The following is a 17844-nucleotide window of genomic DNA, read 5'->3' on the forward strand; positions in this document are numbered from 1 at the left end:
AGTTTTGCGGGCGGTTGGAGTGGCTAGTGAGCGTTTCAACGAAGACGCTCTACGGATTATGCGTGGTTTCCGTTTTCAGGCCAGTCTTGGCTTTGAACTTGAGCCAGAAACCTTTAAAGCAATGAAGACCTTGACGCCACTTTTGGAGAAAATTTCTGTGGAGCGTACCTTCGTTGAGTTTGATAAACTCTTGCTGGCTCCATTTTGGAGAAGGGGCTTGGCTTCTATGATTGAGAGTCAAGCTTATGACTATCTCCCTGATATGGCAGCTAGCCAGGACAAGCTCAATAGACTGTTTGATTTGGAGACTGATTTCACCTTTGAATCTTCAGAGCAAGCTTGGGCGGCTTTACTGTCGGCTTTGGATATTGAAAATGCGCAGCCATTTTTGAAGGCTTGGAAGACCTCACGCCAGTTTGCCAAGCAGGTTCAGGATTTGCTGACTATTTTGGCCTTGCGTGAAAAGGGAGAATTGAGCAAGCGAGATTGTTACCGCTTTGACTTGGATTTACTTTTACAGGCTGAAAATCTTCGTCAGGCCCAAGGAAAAGAAGTCAATCCACAAGCAATTACAGAAACCTACCAGAGTCTGACCATTCATGATAAGAAAGAAATCCAAATCAACGGTGGTATTTTGATCAAGGAATATGGTTATCAGCCGGGCCCAGACTTGGGAGAGATTTTAACAGAGATTGAGTATGCCATTGTCGATGGAGCATTAGAAAATGACCGTCAAGCCATCCATGCTTATCTGAGGGAGAAAAAATGAGTGATTTTATCGTTGAAAAACTAAGTAAATCCGTCGGTGACAAGACCGTTTTTAAGGATATTTCCTTTATCATCCATGACCTAGACAGAATTGGTCTGATTGGTGTCAATGGGACTGGAAAGACTACCCTTTTGGATGTCCTTTCTGGTGTTTCTGGCTTTGATGGGGATGTCAGTCCCTTTTCAGCTAAGAATGATTACCAGATTGGTTACTTGACTCAAGATCCTGATTTTGATGATAGCAAGACGGTCTTGGATACGGTTCTATCTAGCGACCTCAAGGAAATCCAGCTCATTCGTGAGTATGAACTCCTCATGCTCAACTATAGTGAGGATAAGCAGGCTCGTTTGGAACGTGTCATGGCAGAAATGGACTCTCTCCAAGCTTGGGAAATTGAGAGTCAGGTCAAGACCGTTCTTAGCAAGCTGGGTATTCAGGACTTATCTACTCCTGTTGGGGAATTGTCAGGTGGTCTAAGAAGACGGGTTCAGTTGGCGCAAGTCTTACTTGGCAACCACGACCTCTTGCTTTTGGATGAGCCGACTAACCATCTGGATATTGCGACTATTGAGTGGCTGACCCTCTTTTTGAAAAATTCCAAGAAAACAGTCCTTTTTATCACCCATGATCGTTACTTCCTAGATGCTCTATCAACACGGATTTTCGAGTTGGATCGCGCAGGATTGACTGAGTATCAAGGGAATTATCAGGACTATGTTCGCCTCAAGGCGGAACAGGATGAGCGCGATGCGGCTCTTCTCCATAAAAAAGAACAACTTTATAAGCAAGAGTTGGCTTGGATGCGCAGACAACCGCAGGCGCGTGCGACCAAGCAACAGGCTCGGATCAATCGTTTCCATGACTTGAAAAAGGAAGTTTCAGGAACTACTGCTGAGACAGACTTAACCATGAACTTTGAAACCAGTCGGATTGGGAAGAAAGTCATCGAGTTTCAGGATGTTTCCTTTGCCTATGAACACAAGCCCATTTTGCAAGATTTTAATCTCTTGGTGCAGGCTAAAGACCGTATTGGAATCGTTGGGGACAACGGTGTTGGGAAATCAACCCTGCTTAACCTGATTGCAGGAAGTCTTGAGCCGATAGCAGGTCAAGTTGTGATAGGGGAAACTGTTCGCATCGCCTATTTCTCTCAGAAAATTGAAGGCTTGGATGAAAGCAAGCGAGTGATCAATTATCTGCAGGAAGTGGCAGAAGAGGTCAAGACCAGTGGTGGTTCTACGACTTCGATTGCAGAATTGCTGGAGCAGTTCCTTTTCCCACGTTCGACGCATGGAACCCTGATTGAGAAATTATCTGGAGGAGAGAAAAAACGTCTTTATCTCCTCAAATTGCTCTTGGAAAAACCAAATGTTCTTCTTTTAGACGAGCCAACCAATGACCTAGATATTGCAACTCTTACAGTCTTGGAGAATTTCTTGCAGGGCTTTGCAGGACCTGTCTTGACAGTTAGCCACGACCGCTATTTCTTGGATAAGGTAGCGACCAAGATTCTCGCTTTTGAAGATGGCAAGATTCGTCCTTTCTTTGGTCATTACACCGACTACCTAGATGAAAAAGCCTTTGAAACAGATATGGCCAATCAAGTGCAAAAGGCTGAAAAGGAGAAAGTAGTTAAGGTCCGTGAAGATAAGAAACGCATGACCTACCAAGAAAAGCAGGAGTGGGCAAGCATTGAAGGCGATATTGAAGCCTTGGAAAACCGCATCGCTACTATTGAAGAGGAAATGCAAGCCAACGGCTCCGACTTTGGTAAACTAGCTACTCTCCAAAAAGAATTGGATGAAAAAAACGAAGAACTCCTTGAAAAATACGAACGCTATGAGTATTTAAGTGATTTTGATAGCTAGAAGAATAGAAAAATCCCGTCTCAGTGACAGGATTTCTTTATTCTTTTTTTGTTTCTTGATGAAAGATATTCTGCCAAGTCTCATGGCGACGCCAGATACTGGTTTGGATAATGCCATCTAACTCATAACGCATTAATTTGGTCTTTTGGCTGATGGAAGTAACTTCAATGTCCTTGATAGCAGAAGCTAACTCTTTTTCGGCCTTATAAGCCTCTTTATCCATCTGCTTTCCATCTTGGCGGATATAGACAAAGTCTTCGGCTAGGAGTTCTTCTAACTGATTTCCTTGGTCTATTAATTGTTCACGCATGAGCAATTTTTTGTAAACATTGTCTAAAATTTCATCCTCAGGAATGGGAGCAGGTTCGATGTGGATATCGGTATCAAAGACGCCAAAACGTTCCTCCAGCATAGACTCGACTTGGTCTGCAATCTCGTGGCTTTCAAAAACAGAGAGATCAGGATTCATTTCAAGAGTGATATCCAAGTAAATATTGCTACCGTAGGTACGACCTCTTTGGGATTTGACCTTACTAATCTTTGGAATTTCCATAATGGCCTTTTGATAGTCCTCAAGCAGACGGTCGTCAAAGCCATCTGAAAGGCTAAAGGAAGACTCGATGAAGATATCATAAGCAGTTTTCAAGATAAAGAAAGTGATGATGATAGCAACCAGTTTATCCACAATGGGATAATTGAAACTGCTGGCCAGAATGGCAATGGTGGTACCAAGTGAGGTAACAGCGTCAGAAAGATTGTCCTTTGCTGCGGCCTTGAGTGCTTTGGAGTTGGATTTCTTACTGAGGCGAGTATTGTAGAGATACACCACAAACATGATCGCTGCAGAAATGATTCCTAGAGTTGCACCAAGAGGATCGATGACCGTTTCTTCACGACTGAGAATCTTCTGAATGGTATCCCTTAGAACATCAAAGCCAACATAGAACATGATGATGGAAGTGATTAAGCTAGCCAAATCCTCAATCTTCCAGTGGCCAAAACGGTGGTCACGGTCTGCAGGTTGGCGCGCCATCCGAATCCCAATCAAGAGGGCAACATTTCCGATAATATCGGATACGTTGTTGAAACCATCGGCTACCAAACTGGACGAATGAAGGAGGTGGCCAGTTGCTAATTTGGCTGCAGACAAGATCAAATAGGTCGAAATACTGATAAGGGCCCCACGCTCAGCTAACTTGAGATTTGAGATAGATTGCTTCATTCAACTTCCTTTCTAGTCACATAGCATTCTACCATTATACTGGTTTTCAAGGGAAAATTCAAATAAGGCAGTTTTTACTCTTTGAAAACTTTTCAAAATTTGGTATAATAGTACTACTCAAGGGAGTAGCTGGCAGAAACCTGTGATAGTGTCGTCATTCCGAATTTTATACTGAAAAGTATGCTTTCCGGCCCTATCTTAAACAGCGAGACTTGTTATGATTAACAGGTCTCTTTTTTGTTTGTCGTGAAAAGATACGATAAGGAAAAGAGAGTCTGTTTTGCACACAATGTCAAGGAGGAGACACATGTCAAAAGAACAAAAACGCCAAGCGTTTTATACTCAAAGTCCTGAAGAGGTCTTGAAGGCTGTGGATGCGACCGAGCAAGGTTTGTCATCAAGTGAGGCTGAAAAGCGCCTTGCCAAATTTGGCTACAATGAACTCGAAGAAGGCGAGAAAAGATCAATCCTGGTCAAATTCATCGAGCAATTTAAGGATTTGATGATTATCATCCTAGTTGCGGCAGCTATCTTGTCAGTCGTGACTTCTGGTGGGGAAGATATCGCAGATGCCATTATCATCCTAGCCGTGGTTATCATTAATGCTGCCTTTGGTGTTTACCAAGAAGGGAAAGCCGAAGAAGCAATCGAAGCCCTCAAATCCATGTCTAGTCCAGCTGCTCGGGTTCTTCGCGATGGTCACATGGCTGAGATTGATTCTAAAGAATTGGTACCAGGTGATATCGTTGCCCTCGAAGCAGGTGACGTGGTACCTGCAGACCTACGTTTGCTAGAAGCCAACTCTCTTAAAATCGAAGAAGCTGCCTTGACAGGTGAGTCTGTGCCAGTCGAAAAAGACTTGACAGTCGAGCTTGCTGCAGATGCTGGTATTGGTGACCGTGTTAACATGGCCTTCCAAAACTCAAACGTGACCTATGGTCGTGGGATGGGTGTTGTTGTCAACACAGGGATGTACACAGAAGTTGGTCATATCGCGGGTATGCTTCAAGATGCGGATGAGACAGATACACCACTTAAACAAAACTTGAACAACCTTTCTAAGGTCTTGACCTATGCTATCTTGGTCATTGCCCTTGTTACTTTTGTAGTTGGTGTCTTCATTCAAGGGAAAGATCCACTTGGTGAGTTGATGACCTCTGTTGCGCTTGCTGTTGCAGCTATTCCAGAAGGGCTCCCAGCTATTGTAACTATCGTTCTTGCCCTTGGTACTCAAGTTTTGGCCAAACGAAACTCTATCGTTCGGAAGTTGCCAGCTGTTGAAACCCTTGGTTCGACAGAAATCATCGCTTCTGATAAGACTGGTACGCTGACTATGAACAAGATGACAGTTGAAAAAGTCTTCTACGATGCAGTCCTACATGACTCAGCTGATGACATTGAACTGGGTCTTGAAATGCCTCTTCTTCGTTCAGTTGTCTTGGCTAATGATACGAAAATCGATGTGGAAGGCAATCTAATTGGTGACCCAACCGAAACAGCCTTTATCCAATATGCCTTGGATAAGGGTTACGATGTCAAAGGATTTTTAGAGAAATATCCTCGTGTAGCTGAGTTACCATTTGAATCTGACCGTAAGCTCATGTCAACGGTTCACCCATTGCCAGACGGTAAATTTCTTGTGGCAGTCAAAGGTGCACCAGACCAACTTTTGAAACGTTGTGTTCTTCGTGATAAGGCTGGGGATATTGCTCCGATTGATGAGAAGGTTACAAACCTCATTCATACAAACAACTCTGAAATGGCTCACCAAGCCTTGCGTGTTCTTGCAGGGGCTTATAAGATTATTGATAGTATTCCAGAAAACCTCACTTCTGAAGAGCTTGAAAATGATTTAATCTTTACTGGTTTGATTGGGATGATTGACCCTGAACGTCCTGAGGCGGCTGAGGCTGTTCGTGTCGCTAAGGAAGCGGGAATCCGTCCAATCATGATTACAGGTGACCATCAAGATACTGCAGAAGCTATTGCCAAACGTTTGGGAATTATTGATGCAAACGATACAGAAGGTCACGTTTTAACTGGTGCTGAGCTCAACGAACTGTCAGATGAAGACTTTGAAAAAGTGGTTGGTCAATACTCTGTTTATGCGCGTGTGTCTCCAGAACACAAGGTTCGTATCGTGAAAGCTTGGCAAAAACAAGGTAAAGTCGTTGCCATGACAGGTGACGGTGTCAATGATGCGCCAGCTCTGAAAACAGCCGATATCGGTATCGGTATGGGAATCACTGGTACTGAGGTTTCTAAAGGGGCTTCAGACATGATTCTTACAGATGATAACTTCGCGACCATTATCGTCGCAGTTGAAGAAGGACGTAAGGTCTTCTCAAACATTCAAAAAACTATTCAATACCTGCTTTCTGCCAATACTGCTGAAGTATTAACCATCTTCCTATCAACACTATTTGGTTGGGACGTTTTACAGCCAGTTCATCTTTTGTGGATCAACTTGGTAACGGATACCTTCCCAGCTATCGCTCTAGGTGTTGAACCAGCTGAGCCTGGTGTCATGACACACAAACCACGTGGACGTAAGTCAAGCTTCTTTTCAGGTGGGGTTATGAGTTCTATTATTTACCAAGGTTTCCTTCAAGGAGCTCTTGTTCTAGCAGTTTATGGTCTTGCTATTCTTTACCCAGTTCACGTGGGTGACAATCATGCCATTCACGCAGATGCCCTTACTATGGCCTTTGCAACCCTTGGTTTGATCCAGCTTTTCCATGCCTATAATGTGAAATCTGTTTACCAATCCATCTTAACAGTTGGTCCATTCAAGTCTAAGACCTTTAACTGGTCTATCTTGGTATCCTTTATCCTTCTTATGGCAACAATCGTCGTAGAACCGCTTGAAGGAATCTTCCATGTAACCAAACTAGACTTGTCACAATGGGGAATCGTTATGGCTGGAAGTTTCTCAATGATTATAATTGTCGAAATCGTTAAGTTTGTTCAACGTAAACTTGGCTTTGACAAGAATGCGATTTAACAAAAAGTCATCTTCGGATGGCTTTTTGCTACAGTTGAGGGAAAGGGCTTGCAGTTATCGGCTTTTGTGCTATAATTGCTATAATATAGTAAAAAGTAAGAGGAGTGTGAGGAAGTGGAAAAGAAAATTGTAAAGGATATTTTGTTTTTATCTCAGGTATCTCAGCCGGCAAGTCAGGAAGACCTGTATCTTGCCATAGATTTGCAGGATACACTCTTAGCAAATCGTGAAACTTGTGTTGGTCTGGCTGCCAATATGATTGGGGTGCAGAAGCGCGTGATTATCTTTAATCTTGGCTTGGTTCCTGTGGTCATGTTTAACCCAGTGCTCCTATCCTCTCAAGGACCTTATGAGACAGAAGAAGGCTGTTTGTCCTTGACAGGTGTGAGACTCACTAAGCGTTATGAAACCATAAGGGTTGCCTATCGTGACAGCAAGTGGCAGGAACAGACCATTACCTTGACAGGCTTCCCAGCCCAGATTTGTCAGCATGAACTGGATCACTTGGAAGGACGAATCATTTAGGAGGAAAGTAAATGAAACGAATAGTCTTTGAACTTATTTTTATCGCAACGACCTGGTATATCTTTTTACCGCCTCTTAACCTGACCAGCTGGGAATTTCTCTTCTTCCTCTGTGGGCATTTGCTGCTTGTGGCAATCTTATTTGGCTTTGGCAAGGGAATCAATCTGGTCAAAACAGTTCATGTGCGCCATGGTAAGGCGGAAGCTGCTTTAAATTTTGAGGGTTTCAAAATCAATCGGTTAGGGAAAATCCTTTTAGCTTCTATTGGAGGGATTCTTCTCTTGGCAGCTTTGGTTTCCTTGGTGACTTCCAGCATTTTTCAGGCTAAAAATTATGCCAATGTAGTCACAGTTACGGAAAAAGACTTTACTGAATTTCCTAAGACTGATACCAGTAAGGTTCCTATTCTAGATAGAAGTACTGCTGAAAAAATTGGTGACCGCTACTTGGGTTCCCTAACAGATAAGGTATCGCAGTACGTAGCAGCAGACACCTATACCCAATTGACGATTGATGGGAAACCTTATCGAGTTACGCCACTAGAATACGCAGATCCTATCAAGTGGTTTAATAATCAGGCCAAGGGAATCGGCGAGTATATCAAGGTGGACATGGTAACTGGAAATGCGAACTTGGTGGACTTGAAGACACCAATCAAATATTCAGACTCGGAGTATTTTAACCGCGATGTCAAGCGTCATCTGCGCTTTAAGTACCCAACCAAAATCTTCAAGGCTCCATCTTTTGAGGTGGACGATGAGGGCAATCCTTTCTATGTAGCAACGGTTTACCAAAAGCAATTTGGGCTTGCGGTTCCTCGTCCTGTTTCAGTCATTATCTTGGATGCCACAAATGGAGATACCAAGGAATACAGTTTGGCAGATGTTCCAGAATGGGTGGACAGGGTCTATCCAGCTGAGGAAACCATCGAGCAAATCAACTACAATGGTAAGTACAAGGACGGTTTCTGGAATGCTATGATTTCTAAGAAAAACGTGACCCAGACTACCAAGGGCTATAATTACTTGTCTATCGGCAATGACATCTATCTCTATACAGGTGTGACGTCGGCCAATGCAGATGAAAGTAATCTTGGTTTTATTCTTGAAAATATGCGAACAGGAGAAATCACTAAGTACAGCTTGGCTTCTGCGACCGAAGAATCAGCCCGTGAATCAGCCGAAGGTGCTGTTCAGGAGAAATCCTACAAGGCAACCTTCCCAATCCTCATCAACCTCAATGACAAGCCTCTCTACATCATGGGCTTGAAGGACAATGCTGGCTTGGTCAAAGAGTACGCTTTGGTAGATGCAGTCGAGTACCAAAATGTTATCGTAGCTACTACAGTGGAAGAGCTACTCAGCAAGTATGCCAATAAAAACGACCTTGAAATTGACAATTCAACAACAGAAAGCATTAAGGGAGTAGTAGCAGACCTTAAATCAGCTGTTATCAAGGGAGATACCGTCTACTTCTTTAAAGTTGATGACAAGATATACAAGGTCAAGGCCTCAGTATCAGATGACCTTCCTTACCTTGAAAATGGTAAAACCTTCGAAGGTCAAGTAGGAAAAGATAACTATCTCAAGACCTTTAAAGTGCAGTAAAAAAGGTTTATTTAAGAAATATATGTTATAATAAGGTAAATTAAGACTAATGGAGGACAAACAAATGGGTTTTTATGTGATGCTTGCTTCAATGCTACTCGGACTACTCGCTTTGAAGATAGGTTTTTCTCAGTTCAAGGAGAAAAAAGATAAATTCTTATCTATCTTAACAAGTTTAGCTGGCCTAGCCCTTGTTCTCGTGGCTGTCTGGTTAGGATGGCCCAAATAAACAGAGAAACCTCGGTCAAACCGAGGTTTTTCAGATGAATTTCTTGGTAGTGGCTAAAAAATATGCTACACTATTAATATGAAAATTTTAATCCCAACAGCAAAAGAAATGAACACAGATTTGCCAAGTATCGAAGCTGCTCCTTTAAGACTAGAAAGTCAGGCCGTGCTGGATGCCTTGGCCCTCTATTCTGCTAGTCAATTGGAGAGTTTTTACAAAGTTTCAGCCGAGAAAGCTGCGGAAGAATGTCAACATATCCAAGCTTTGAAAAGGCAAACTGCTCAACACTACCCAGCATTGAAACTTTTTGATGGGCTTATGTACCGTCATATCAAGCGAGACAAATTGACCGAGGTAGAACAAGCTTATCTTGAAAATCATGTCTTCATTACCTCGGCTTTGTACGGAGTCGTGCCAGCCTTATCACCTATGGCTCCTCACCGTTTGGACTTTTTGATGAAGTTAAAAGTCGCTGGTAAAACTTTGAAGAGCCATTGGAAGGCAGCCTATGATGAAGCTCTGAAGCAGGAAGAAGTGATTTTTTCTCTCTTGTCGTCCGAGTTTGAGACTGTATTTTCTAAGGAAATCAGAGAAAAAATGGTGACCTTCAAATTCATGGAGGATAGAGGTGGCCAGATGAAGATTCATTCAACTATTTCTAAGAAAGCCCGTGGAGCCTTCCTGACAGCCCTGATAGAAAATCAAGTACAGACGATGGAGGAAGCTCGTCGCTTAAGCTTTGCAGGATTTAATTACCGAGGAGACCAGTCCCAGCCACAGGAATTGGTTTTTGTTAAGGAAGTATAAAAAGATGTTTTGTATTGGACAATATATATCATCAGCTATTTTAGTTTATAAATGAGAAAAAAGCGAACAAGCTACCCTTCTGAGTGTCAGAAAACAGTCTTGTTCGCTTTTATTATATTAGTTAGTTTAGTTACTTGATAGCATTAACCAAGTCTTGAGCTTGTTTTTCAAGTGAGTTTAGGACTGTTTCTTCAAGAACCAATGTTCCGTCTGCCCAAGCAGAGTCATTAACACGTGCAGCAGTGAAATCACCAACGACTTGTGTACGAATAAATGGCAAGAGGTCTTTGTAGATAGCGAAGAGTTGATCGTGACCTGCATTGGCTACAGATGATACTGTGACAAGTTTGTCTTGAAGGGCAGAAGCGCTGCGTGTATCAGACAAGTCAAGGGCACGAGATAGCCAGTCAAGCAAGTTCTTCACTGTTCCAGGGATAGAGAAGTTGTAGACTGGAGAGAAGATCCAGATAGCATCCGCAGCGAGAACTGCTTCACGAGCAGCAGCTACAGCTAGGTAAGTTGGAACTTCCAAATCTTGGCTGAAGAGAGGAACAGCTGAATAATCAAGGTAGCTAACTTCTGCTTTACCAGCAAGTGCTTTCTCAGCTTCGAGCGCCATTTGGTGGTTGAAAGAACCTTGGCGTAGGGATCCGACGATAAATAATACTTTTTTAGACATGATGTGTCTCCTTTTTCTTAAATTTTCGAGAACTCTCTCGTTGTTATAAAATATATTACAACAAAATAAAACAACTTGCAAGAAATTTGCTCAGGGTTTATTTGAAAATTATAAAATTGCAGAAACTCTAGTTATTTGCGACCGTAAAAGTAAGAATTGTTCACTTTCAAAATCGGTTTTGTTTGAAGGGAGAAATAGAATTGGTTACTTATACTCAATGAAAATCAAAGAGCAAACTAGGAAGCTAGCCGCAGGTTGCTAAAAGCACAGCTTTGAGGTTGTAGATAAAGCTGACGTGGTTTGAATTTGATTTTCGATGAGTATTCTAACATTCTCTTGTAATATGATGATATAAGTGCTAAAATAAACAAGAAAACTCGCAATAGAAACCGTAGAACAGCTATTTTCCGGTATCATTTCATAAATCATTAAAGGAACAATAATGGCATTGAAGAATGCTTCTGAAAAGGGGTGGAGATCATGTAAGGCACAGATTAACAAGTGACGGACAAAAGAAATAATAATACACTTGTTAAAGGAGAAAAAATGTTAATAAGAAATTATCGGAAAAATATTGGCCTGATGGCCGGAGTTGAGTTTTTTGCTTTTTTAGGGATTACCAGTTTTTGGATTCTCTTTCTCAGTCAAAACGGAATGTCTCTTTGGCAGATTGGACTTCTGGAAAGTATTTTTCATACGACCAGTCTTCTCTGTGAAATTCCATCTGGTATGTTAGCTGATCGCTATTCCTATAAGACCAACCTTTATTTAAGTCGAATAGCAGGGATTGTGTCTTCTATTCTCATGTTGGCTGGGCAAGGAAATTTTTGGATTTATGCCTTAGCGATGGCGGTGAGTGCCTTGTCTTATAATTTTGATTCAGGAACGAGTGCAGCAATGGTCTATGACTCGTCTGTAGAGGCTGGACTAAAGGAGCGTTATCTATCCATTTCAAGCTTCCTATCAGGAGTGTCAGAAGGAACTCGGTCTTTGGGAACAGTGTTGGCAGGATTTTTTGTCCATGGCCAATTGCACCTGACCTACTATATCATGATTGCGACTTCTATCATAGTTCTTTTCCTGATTTGGATGTTGAAAGAACCTAGTGTCAAGGTAGAAAAAACTGATAGTGTGACTATGAAACAGATTATTTGGACTGTTAAGGAAGAGTTGGAGCGAAATCCCATGCTCTTCAACTGGATGATTTTGTCTCAGATTGTTGGTACACTCATGTGCATGTTTTATTTTTACTATCAAAATCAGTTACCAGATTTAAGTAGTTGGCAAATTTCAGCAGTTATGCTACTTGGAAGTCTCTTGAATATCCTTGCAGTCTATCTAGCGAGTAAGATTGGAAAGAAATATGCCGCCTTGAAGCTTTTCCCTGTCCTTGTCTTGCTGACTGGAGTCACCTATATGCTGTCCTACTTTGGAACACCTCTAATCTATATTTTGATTTACTTGATTAGTAATGCTCTATATGCTCTTTTTCAGCCGATTTTTGACAATGATTTGCAAGAGCGGCTCCCAAGTGAAGTAAGGGCAACCATGCTGAGTGTCTACTCTATGATGTTTAGCCTAAGTATGATTGTATTCTTCCCACTGACAGGCTGGTTGATTGACCATTTAGGATTTGTAGTAACATTTCTTTATTTAGGCTTCTTTTTAGTCATGATTAGCCTTCTACTGCCTGTCTTTTTAGGAAAAATGGCTAAAAGAATGGATGATAAAGCGATTCTATAAAGTAAAGAACTTACGAAAACTTGAGTGTCAAGCTCAGGTTTTTTAATAGGTTGATTTTAGAGCTGTCTTTACTTTTCTTGCTCGGTTTTAACCAAGAAAAATCTGTTTCCTTTGAAGGAAGAAATAGAATTGGTTTCTTATACTCAATGAAAATCAAAGAGCAAACTAGGAAGCTAGCCGTAAGCTGTACTTGAGTACGGTAAGGCGACGCTGACGTAGTTTGAATTTGATTTTCGAAGAGTATTCTTGCATTCACTTGTAATAAAGCCCGATAGATGGTAAAATAGACGAGTGAAAAAAAGACAAAACAAAGCAAAAAATAATCTACTGTGGCAGTATGGTCTAGGGATGACGATTTTGTTTGTGGTTATCAGTGCTTCCTTTCTGTATCTAGTGTTTCTGAGTATGAAACCCTATCAAACTGCTAAAAGTGAAGGAGAAAAATTAGCTCAGCAGTATGCAGGATTAGAGCAGGCTGATCAGGTTGACTTATACAATGGCTTGGAATCTTATTACAGCGTTCTTGGCCGTAATAAACAGCAAGAGGCGCTTGCTGTCCTGATTGGAAAAGATGACCATAAGATCTACGTTTATCAGCTAAATCAGGGTGTGTCACAAGAAAAAGCGGAAGCTGTTTCGAAGGAAAAAGGAGCTGGCGAAATTGACAAGATTACCTTTGGCCGTTATCAAGAAAAGCCAATCTGGGAAGTCAAGTCAGACTCTGATTTTTATCTAGTAGATTTTGAAACAGGAGCATTGGTCAATAAGGAGGGCCTATGAAATTATCCAATCGTGTTTTAGAAATGGAAGAAAGTGTGACTCTGGCTAGTGATGCAAGAGCAAAGAAGTTAAAGACTGAAGGAAAAGATGTACTTTTCTTAACTTTAGGTCAGCCCGATTTCCATACTCCCAAAAATATTCAAGATGCAGCTGTTGCAGCCATTCGAGATGGACGTGCTTCTTTCTATACGGTAGCTTCAGGTTTGCCTGAGTTAAAAGCAGCAGTCAATACCCATTTTGAGCGTTATTATGGTTATTCCGTAGCGGCCAACGAAGTCACATTTGCTACTGGTGCTAAGTTCTCACTCTATACTTTCTTTATGGCTGTGGTTAATCCAGGTGATGAAGTTATTATCCCAACCCCATATTGGGTCAGCTATGGAGATCAGGTCAAGATGGCAGAAGGTGTGCCAGTCTTTGTTCCTGCTAAGGAAGACAATCACTTTAAGGTGACCGTAGAGCAGTTAGAAGCAGCTCGTACAGATAAAACTAAGGTTTTGGTGTTGAATTCGCCATCCAATCCGACAGGAATGATTTACACCCGTGAGGAACTCTTGGCTATCGGAAATTGGGCTGTTGAACATGACATTCTCATCCTAGCAGATGATATTTATGGTCGTTTAGTCTATAACGGGAATGAGTTCGTACCAATCTCTAGTCTATCAGAAGCCATTCGCAAGCAAACCATTGTTATTAACGGTGTATCAAAAGCTTATGCCATGACAGGTTGGCGGGTAGGTTATGCAGTGGGTGATCCAGACATCATTGCTGCTATGAGCAAATTGACAGGTCAAACAACTTCTAACCTAACTGCTGTTTCACAATATGCAACTATCGAAGCATTAACTGGACCGCAAGATTCTGTGGAAGTTATGCGTCAAGCATTTGAAGAACGTCTCAATACCATCTATCCACTCTTGTGTGAAGTCCCTGGTTTTGAAGTTGTCAAACCACAAGGAGCTTTCTATCTCTTTCCAAATGTCAAAAAAGCCATGGAGATGAAAGGTTATACGGATGTTACTGACTTTACAACAGCTATTCTTGAAGAAGTTGGTCTGGCCTTGATTACAGGAGCAGGTTTTGGAGCACCAGAAAATGTACGCCTCAGCTATGCGACAGATCTAGATACGCTTAAAGAAGCGGTTAAACGCTTGAAAGCATTTATGGAAAAATAAAAAAGAAAAAGGAAAAATAATGACAAAACGTGTAACGATTATTGATGTAAAAGACCATGTTGGTCAAGAAGTGACGATTGGCGCTTGGGTTGCCAACAAATCAGGAAAAGGGAAAATTGCCTTCTTGCAATTGCGTGATGGAACAGCCTTCTTCCAAGGTGTGGCCTTTAAACCAAACTTTGTAGAAAAATTTGGTGAAGAAGTGGGACTTGAGAAGTTTGATGTTATCAAACGCTTGAGCCAAGAAACTTCCGTTTATGTGACAGGAATTGTCAAAGAAGATGAGCGTTCTAAGTTTGGTTATGAGTTGGATATCACAGACATCGAAGTGATTGGTGAATCTCAAGACTACCCAATCACTCCAAAAGAACACGGGACAGACTTCTTGATGGACAACCGTCACTTGTGGCTACGCTCTCGTAAGCAAGTGGCTGTGATGCAAATTCGTAACGCGATCATCTATGCAACTTATGAGTTCTTCGACAAGAACGGATTCATGAAATTTGATAGCCCAATTCTTTCAGGAAATGCAGCAGAAGATTCAACAGAACTCTTTGAAACGGACTACTTCGGAACTCCAGCATACTTGAGCCAATCAGGTCAGCTTTACCTAGAAGCAGGGGCTATGGCTCTTGGTCGTGTATTTGACTTTGGTCCAGTATTCCGTGCTGAAAAATCAAAAACGCGCCGTCACTTGACTGAGTTCTGGATGATGGACGCAGAGTACTCATACTTGACACATGATGAGTCACTTGACTTGCAAGAAGCTTATGTAAAAGCTCTTCTTCAAGGTGTTCTTGACCGTGCTCCTCAAGCCCTGGAAACATTGGAACGTGATACAGAGCTCTTGAAACGCTACATTGCAGAGCCATTCAAACGCATCACTTACGATCAAGCCATTGACCTCTTGCAAGAGCATGAAAATGATGAAGACGCTGACTACGAGCATCTTGAGCATGGAGATGACTTTGGTTCACCACACGAAACGTGGATCTCAAACCACTTTGGTGTACCAACATTTGTCATGAACTACCCAGCAGCTATCAAGGCCTTCTACATGAAACCAGTTCCTGGAAATCCAGAGCGCGTACTTTGTGCAGATTTGCTTGCTCCAGAAGGCTATGGAGAAATCATCGGTGGCTCTATGCGTGAGGAAGACTACGATGCTCTTGTAGCTAAGATGGATGAACTTGGTATGGATCGTACAGAGTACGAATTCTACCTTGACCTTCGTAAATACGGTACAGTTCCACACGGAGGATTTGGTATCGGTATCGAACGTATGGTAACCTTCGCAGCAGGAACAAAGCACATCCGTGAAGCTATTCCATTCCCACGTATGTTGCACCGTATTAAACCATAAGAACAGGAAAACGCCCATGTGGCGTTTTTTCGCATTTCAGTGTTTTTACTTGCGTAAAAAATTGTTTTCTAGTATAATAGTTTATTGTGAGCGAACCTCACTTACCCCTTGCAAAGTCTTGGGGTCATTAGACCAAAAGGAGGAACATATCAATGGCTAAATACGAAATTCTTTATATCATTCGTCCAAACATTGAAGAAGAAGCTAAAAACGCTTTGGTAGCACGTTTTGACTCTATTTTGACTGACAACGGTGCAACTGTTGTTGAATCAAAATCTTGGGAAAAACGTCGTCTTGCATACGAAATCAAAGATTTCCGTGAAGGACTTTACTACATCGTTAACGTTGAAGCAAACGACGACGCAGCTCTTAAAGAGTTTGACCGTCTTTCAAAAATCAACGCTGACATTCTTCGTCACATGATCGTCAAAACTGACGCGTAAGAAGGTAAACTATGATTAACAATGTTGTACTTGTAGGGCGTATGACACGTGACGCTGAGTTGCGTTATACCCCATCAAATGTAGCAGTTGCGACTTTTACTCTTGCAGTAAACCGTACATTTAAGAGTCAAAATGGCGAACGTGAGGCTGATTTTATCAATGTCGTTATGTGGCGTCAACAGGCTGAAAATCTTGCTAACTGGGCTAAAAAAGGCTCACTTATCGGGGTGACAGGTCGTATCCAGACTCGTAGTTACGATAACCAGCAAGGACAACGTGTCTACGTGACAGAGGTCGTGGCTGAGAATTTCCAAATGTTGGAAAGCCGTAGTGTGCGTGAGGGTCATACAGGTGGAGCTTACTCTGCACCAAGTTCAAACTATTCAGCACCTACAAATTCAGTACCAGACTTTTCACGTGATGAAAATCCATTTGGAGCAACAAATCCATTGGATATTTCAGATGATGATTTACCATTCTAATGGACAACTAAAATTATAAAGGAGAAAAAACATGGCTCAACAACGTCGTGGCGGATTCAAACGCCGTAAAAAAGTTGATTACATCGCAGCAAACAAAATTGAATATGTTGATTACAAAGATACTGAGCTTCTTAGCCGTTTCGTTTCAGAACGTGGGAAAATCCTTCCTCGTCGTGTAACAGGAACTTCAGCTAAAAACCAACGTAAAGTAACAACAGCTATCAAACGCGCTCGCGTAATGGCTTTGATGCCTTTCGTAAACGAAGATTAAAAAAAGAGGTCCTGGTGGACCTCTTTTTAATGAGCTTTGAAATGAAAGAGCGAGTTTGGTCCGAGTGGACCTCTTTTTCATGAGCTTTGAAATAAGAAAGTGAATTAAGACCCCGACGGGTCTTTTTTCACGAGATAGTTTTTTTCTGACCTTGGCGTGCTATAATGGTAATAGAAAGAGTAAAGGTGGGTAAGACAAAGATGAATTGTTTGATTAGAAATATGATTAAGTCTGATATTGAATCCTTATCTCGTGGATTTATCAATCAAGGTTGGCCTGCTAGAGAGGAAATTTTAACTCGATATTTTAAGGAGCAGGAAAGTGGAGATAGAGAAGTCTTAGTTGCAGAAATTGATGGTGCTGTAGCGGGCTACGTTACCATTGTGACTTCTGCTAAACATGGTCCTTTTGCAGAATCCTATCCAGAATTATCAGATTTTAATGTGTTTGAGCCTTTTCGAAATCAAGGGGTTGGGAATCAACTGCTAGAAGAAGCAGAAAAACGAGTCAAGTTTGTTTCGAGCAAGGTCACTCTTGGTGTAGGTTTGCACTCAGGCTATGGCCCTGCCCAGAGATTGTACATCAAACGTGGCTATATTCCAGATGGGACAGGTGTTTGGTATCGAAACCAACCTTTGGAAATGAATGCTGCTAGCCAAAATAATGATGATTTAGTTTTATACTTATCCAAGGACTTACAATAAAAACTGGAAACTTTTTGAAAATAGGGGATTTAGCTATTTTATGGTATAATGGAAAGAGTTATACTCTTTGAAAATCTCTTCAAACCACGTCAACGTCGCCTTGCCGTAGCTATATGTAACTGACTTCGTCAGTCTTATCTACAACCTCAAAGCAGTGCTTTGAGCAACCTGCG

Annotated in this window: 17 protein-coding genes; 15 read left to right on the plus strand and 2 right to left on the minus strand. The window is 41.8% G+C overall.

Going from position 1 to position 17844, the window contains the following annotated elements:
• Positions 1 to 769, plus strand: a 769-nt coding sequence (locus ADI86_RS05480; protein WP_049532116.1) for a CCA tRNA nucleotidyltransferase, incomplete at its 5' end; no start/stop codon positions are given.
• Positions 766 to 2637: an ABC-F family ATP-binding cassette domain-containing protein gene (locus ADI86_RS05485; protein WP_049532105.1), complete on the plus strand. Its 1872-nt coding sequence runs from the start codon at positions 766 to 768 to the stop codon at positions 2635 to 2637. The genes ADI86_RS05480 and ADI86_RS05485, both read left to right, overlap by 4 nt.
• A gap of 37 nt (positions 2638 to 2674) precedes the next feature.
• On the opposite strand, the gene mntE is transcribed toward ADI86_RS05485, so the two are convergent.
• A complete protein-coding gene (gene mntE / locus ADI86_RS05490; protein ID WP_049532106.1) occupies positions 2675 to 3859 on the minus strand; it encodes a CDF family manganese efflux transporter MntE in 1185 nt (394 codons plus the stop codon).
• Between the two features lie 307 nt (positions 3860 to 4166).
• Here mntE and ADI86_RS05495 point away from each other — a divergent pair, with 307 nt between their 5' ends.
• The 5 genes from ADI86_RS05495 to yaaA all read left to right on the plus strand — a co-directional run bounded on the left by ADI86_RS05495 (position 4167) and on the right by yaaA (position 10031).
• Positions 4167 to 6863, plus strand: coding sequence for a cation-translocating P-type ATPase (locus ADI86_RS05495; protein ID WP_049532107.1), 2697 nt, complete (start codon positions 4167 to 4169; stop codon positions 6861 to 6863).
• A gap of 114 nt (positions 6864 to 6977) precedes the next feature.
• Entirely contained in the window at positions 6978 to 7388 is a 411-nt protein-coding gene (locus ADI86_RS05500) for a peptide deformylase (protein WP_049532108.1), read from the plus strand.
• A gap of 11 nt (positions 7389 to 7399) precedes the next feature.
• The gene (locus ADI86_RS05505; protein ID WP_049532109.1) at positions 7400 to 8995 is read left to right on the plus strand and encodes a hypothetical protein; all 1596 of its coding nucleotides are present in this window, start codon (positions 7400 to 7402) and stop codon (positions 8993 to 8995) included.
• Positions 8996 to 9059: 64 nt separating this feature from the next.
• Positions 9060 to 9224, plus strand: coding sequence for a YczI family protein (locus ADI86_RS05510; protein WP_000508321.1), 165 nt, complete (start codon positions 9060 to 9062; stop codon positions 9222 to 9224).
• 78 nt (positions 9225 to 9302) lie between these two features.
• Positions 9303 to 10031: a peroxide stress protein YaaA gene (yaaA, locus tag ADI86_RS05515; protein WP_049532110.1), complete on the plus strand. Its 729-nt coding sequence runs from the start codon at positions 9303 to 9305 to the stop codon at positions 10029 to 10031.
• 130 nt (positions 10032 to 10161) lie between these two features.
• On the opposite strand, the gene ADI86_RS05520 is transcribed toward yaaA, so the two are convergent.
• Positions 10162 to 10710 carry an NADPH-dependent FMN reductase gene (locus ADI86_RS05520; protein WP_000039639.1) on the minus strand — a complete coding sequence of 183 codons (549 nt, stop codon included), beginning with the start codon at positions 10708 to 10710 and terminating at the stop codon, positions 10162 to 10164.
• Positions 10711 to 11256: 546 nt separating this feature from the next.
• On the opposite strand from ADI86_RS05520, the gene ADI86_RS05525 reads away from it, so the two are divergent.
• The 8 genes from ADI86_RS05525 (at position 11257) to ADI86_RS05560 (ending at position 17671) form a co-directional block, all read left to right on the plus strand.
• Positions 11257 to 12453, plus strand: a complete 1197-nt coding sequence (locus ADI86_RS05525) for an MFS transporter (RefSeq protein WP_049532111.1) — start codon at positions 11257 to 11259, stop codon at positions 12451 to 12453.
• 291 nt (positions 12454 to 12744) lie between these two features.
• The gene (locus tag ADI86_RS05530) at positions 12745 to 13233 is read left to right on the plus strand and encodes a DUF5590 domain-containing protein (protein ID WP_049532112.1); all 489 of its coding nucleotides are present in this window, start codon (positions 12745 to 12747) and stop codon (positions 13231 to 13233) included.
• Positions 13230 to 14408: a pyridoxal phosphate-dependent aminotransferase gene (locus ADI86_RS05535; RefSeq protein ID WP_049532113.1), complete on the plus strand. Its 1179-nt coding sequence runs from the start codon at positions 13230 to 13232 to the stop codon at positions 14406 to 14408. The genes ADI86_RS05530 and ADI86_RS05535 overlap by 4 nt, the downstream gene beginning before the upstream one ends.
• A gap of 19 nt (positions 14409 to 14427) precedes the next feature.
• The gene (gene asnS, locus ADI86_RS05540) at positions 14428 to 15771 is read left to right on the plus strand and encodes an asparagine--tRNA ligase (protein WP_049532114.1); all 1344 of its coding nucleotides are present in this window, start codon (positions 14428 to 14430) and stop codon (positions 15769 to 15771) included.
• 152 nt (positions 15772 to 15923) lie between these two features.
• A complete protein-coding gene (gene rpsF, locus ADI86_RS05545; RefSeq protein WP_049532115.1) occupies positions 15924 to 16214 on the plus strand; it encodes a 30S ribosomal protein S6 in 291 nt (96 codons plus the stop codon).
• Between the two features lie 11 nt (positions 16215 to 16225).
• Entirely contained in the window at positions 16226 to 16696 is a 471-nt protein-coding gene (gene ssbA, locus ADI86_RS05550; RefSeq protein WP_000609602.1) for a single-stranded DNA-binding protein SsbA, read from the plus strand.
• Positions 16697 to 16727: 31 nt separating this feature from the next.
• A complete protein-coding gene (gene rpsR / locus ADI86_RS05555; RefSeq protein ID WP_000068664.1) occupies positions 16728 to 16967 on the plus strand; it encodes a 30S ribosomal protein S18 in 240 nt (79 codons plus the stop codon).
• 200 nt (positions 16968 to 17167) lie between these two features.
• The gene (locus ADI86_RS05560; RefSeq protein ID WP_049532117.1) at positions 17168 to 17671 is read left to right on the plus strand and encodes a GNAT family N-acetyltransferase; all 504 of its coding nucleotides are present in this window, start codon (positions 17168 to 17170) and stop codon (positions 17669 to 17671) included.
• Positions 17672 to 17844: the final 173 nt, after the last annotated feature.

The organism is Streptococcus pseudopneumoniae, from assembly GCF_001074975.1.
GTDB classification, from domain to species: Bacteria; Bacillota; Bacilli; order Lactobacillales; family Streptococcaceae; genus Streptococcus; species Streptococcus pseudopneumoniae_D.

Bases quoted from the DNA above. Each gene is read 5' to 3' on its own strand.
- ADI86_RS05495 (WP_049532107.1), top strand. From the start codon at position 4,167: ATGTCAAAAGAACAAAAACGCCAAGCGTTTTATACTCAAAGTCCTGAA.
- ssbA (WP_000609602.1), top strand. From the start codon at position 16,226: ATGATTAACAATGTTGTACTTGTAGGGCGTATGACACGTGACGCTGAG.
- yaaA (WP_049532110.1), top strand. From the start codon at position 9,303: ATGAAAATTTTAATCCCAACAGCAAAAGAAATGAACACAGATTTGCCA.
- ADI86_RS05485 (WP_049532105.1), top strand. From the start codon at position 766: ATGAGTGATTTTATCGTTGAAAAACTAAGTAAATCCGTCGGTGACAAG.
- rpsR (WP_000068664.1), top strand. From the start codon at position 16,728: ATGGCTCAACAACGTCGTGGCGGATTCAAACGCCGTAAAAAAGTTGAT.
- ADI86_RS05525 (WP_049532111.1), top strand. From the start codon at position 11,257: ATGTTAATAAGAAATTATCGGAAAAATATTGGCCTGATGGCCGGAGTT.
- ADI86_RS05560 (WP_049532117.1), top strand. From the start codon at position 17,168: ATGAATTGTTTGATTAGAAATATGATTAAGTCTGATATTGAATCCTTA.
- rpsF (WP_049532115.1), top strand. From the start codon at position 15,924: ATGGCTAAATACGAAATTCTTTATATCATTCGTCCAAACATTGAAGAA.
- ADI86_RS05510 (WP_000508321.1), top strand. From the start codon at position 9,060: ATGGGTTTTTATGTGATGCTTGCTTCAATGCTACTCGGACTACTCGCT.
- ADI86_RS05505 (WP_049532109.1), top strand. From the start codon at position 7,400: ATGAAACGAATAGTCTTTGAACTTATTTTTATCGCAACGACCTGGTAT.
- asnS (WP_049532114.1), top strand. From the start codon at position 14,428: ATGACAAAACGTGTAACGATTATTGATGTAAAAGACCATGTTGGTCAA.
- ADI86_RS05535 (WP_049532113.1), top strand. From the start codon at position 13,230: ATGAAATTATCCAATCGTGTTTTAGAAATGGAAGAAAGTGTGACTCTG.
- mntE (WP_049532106.1), bottom strand. From the start codon at position 3,859: ATGAAGCAATCTATCTCAAATCTCAAGTTAGCTGAGCGTGGGGCCCTT.
- ADI86_RS05520 (WP_000039639.1), bottom strand. From the start codon at position 10,710: ATGTCTAAAAAAGTATTATTTATCGTCGGATCCCTACGCCAAGGTTCT.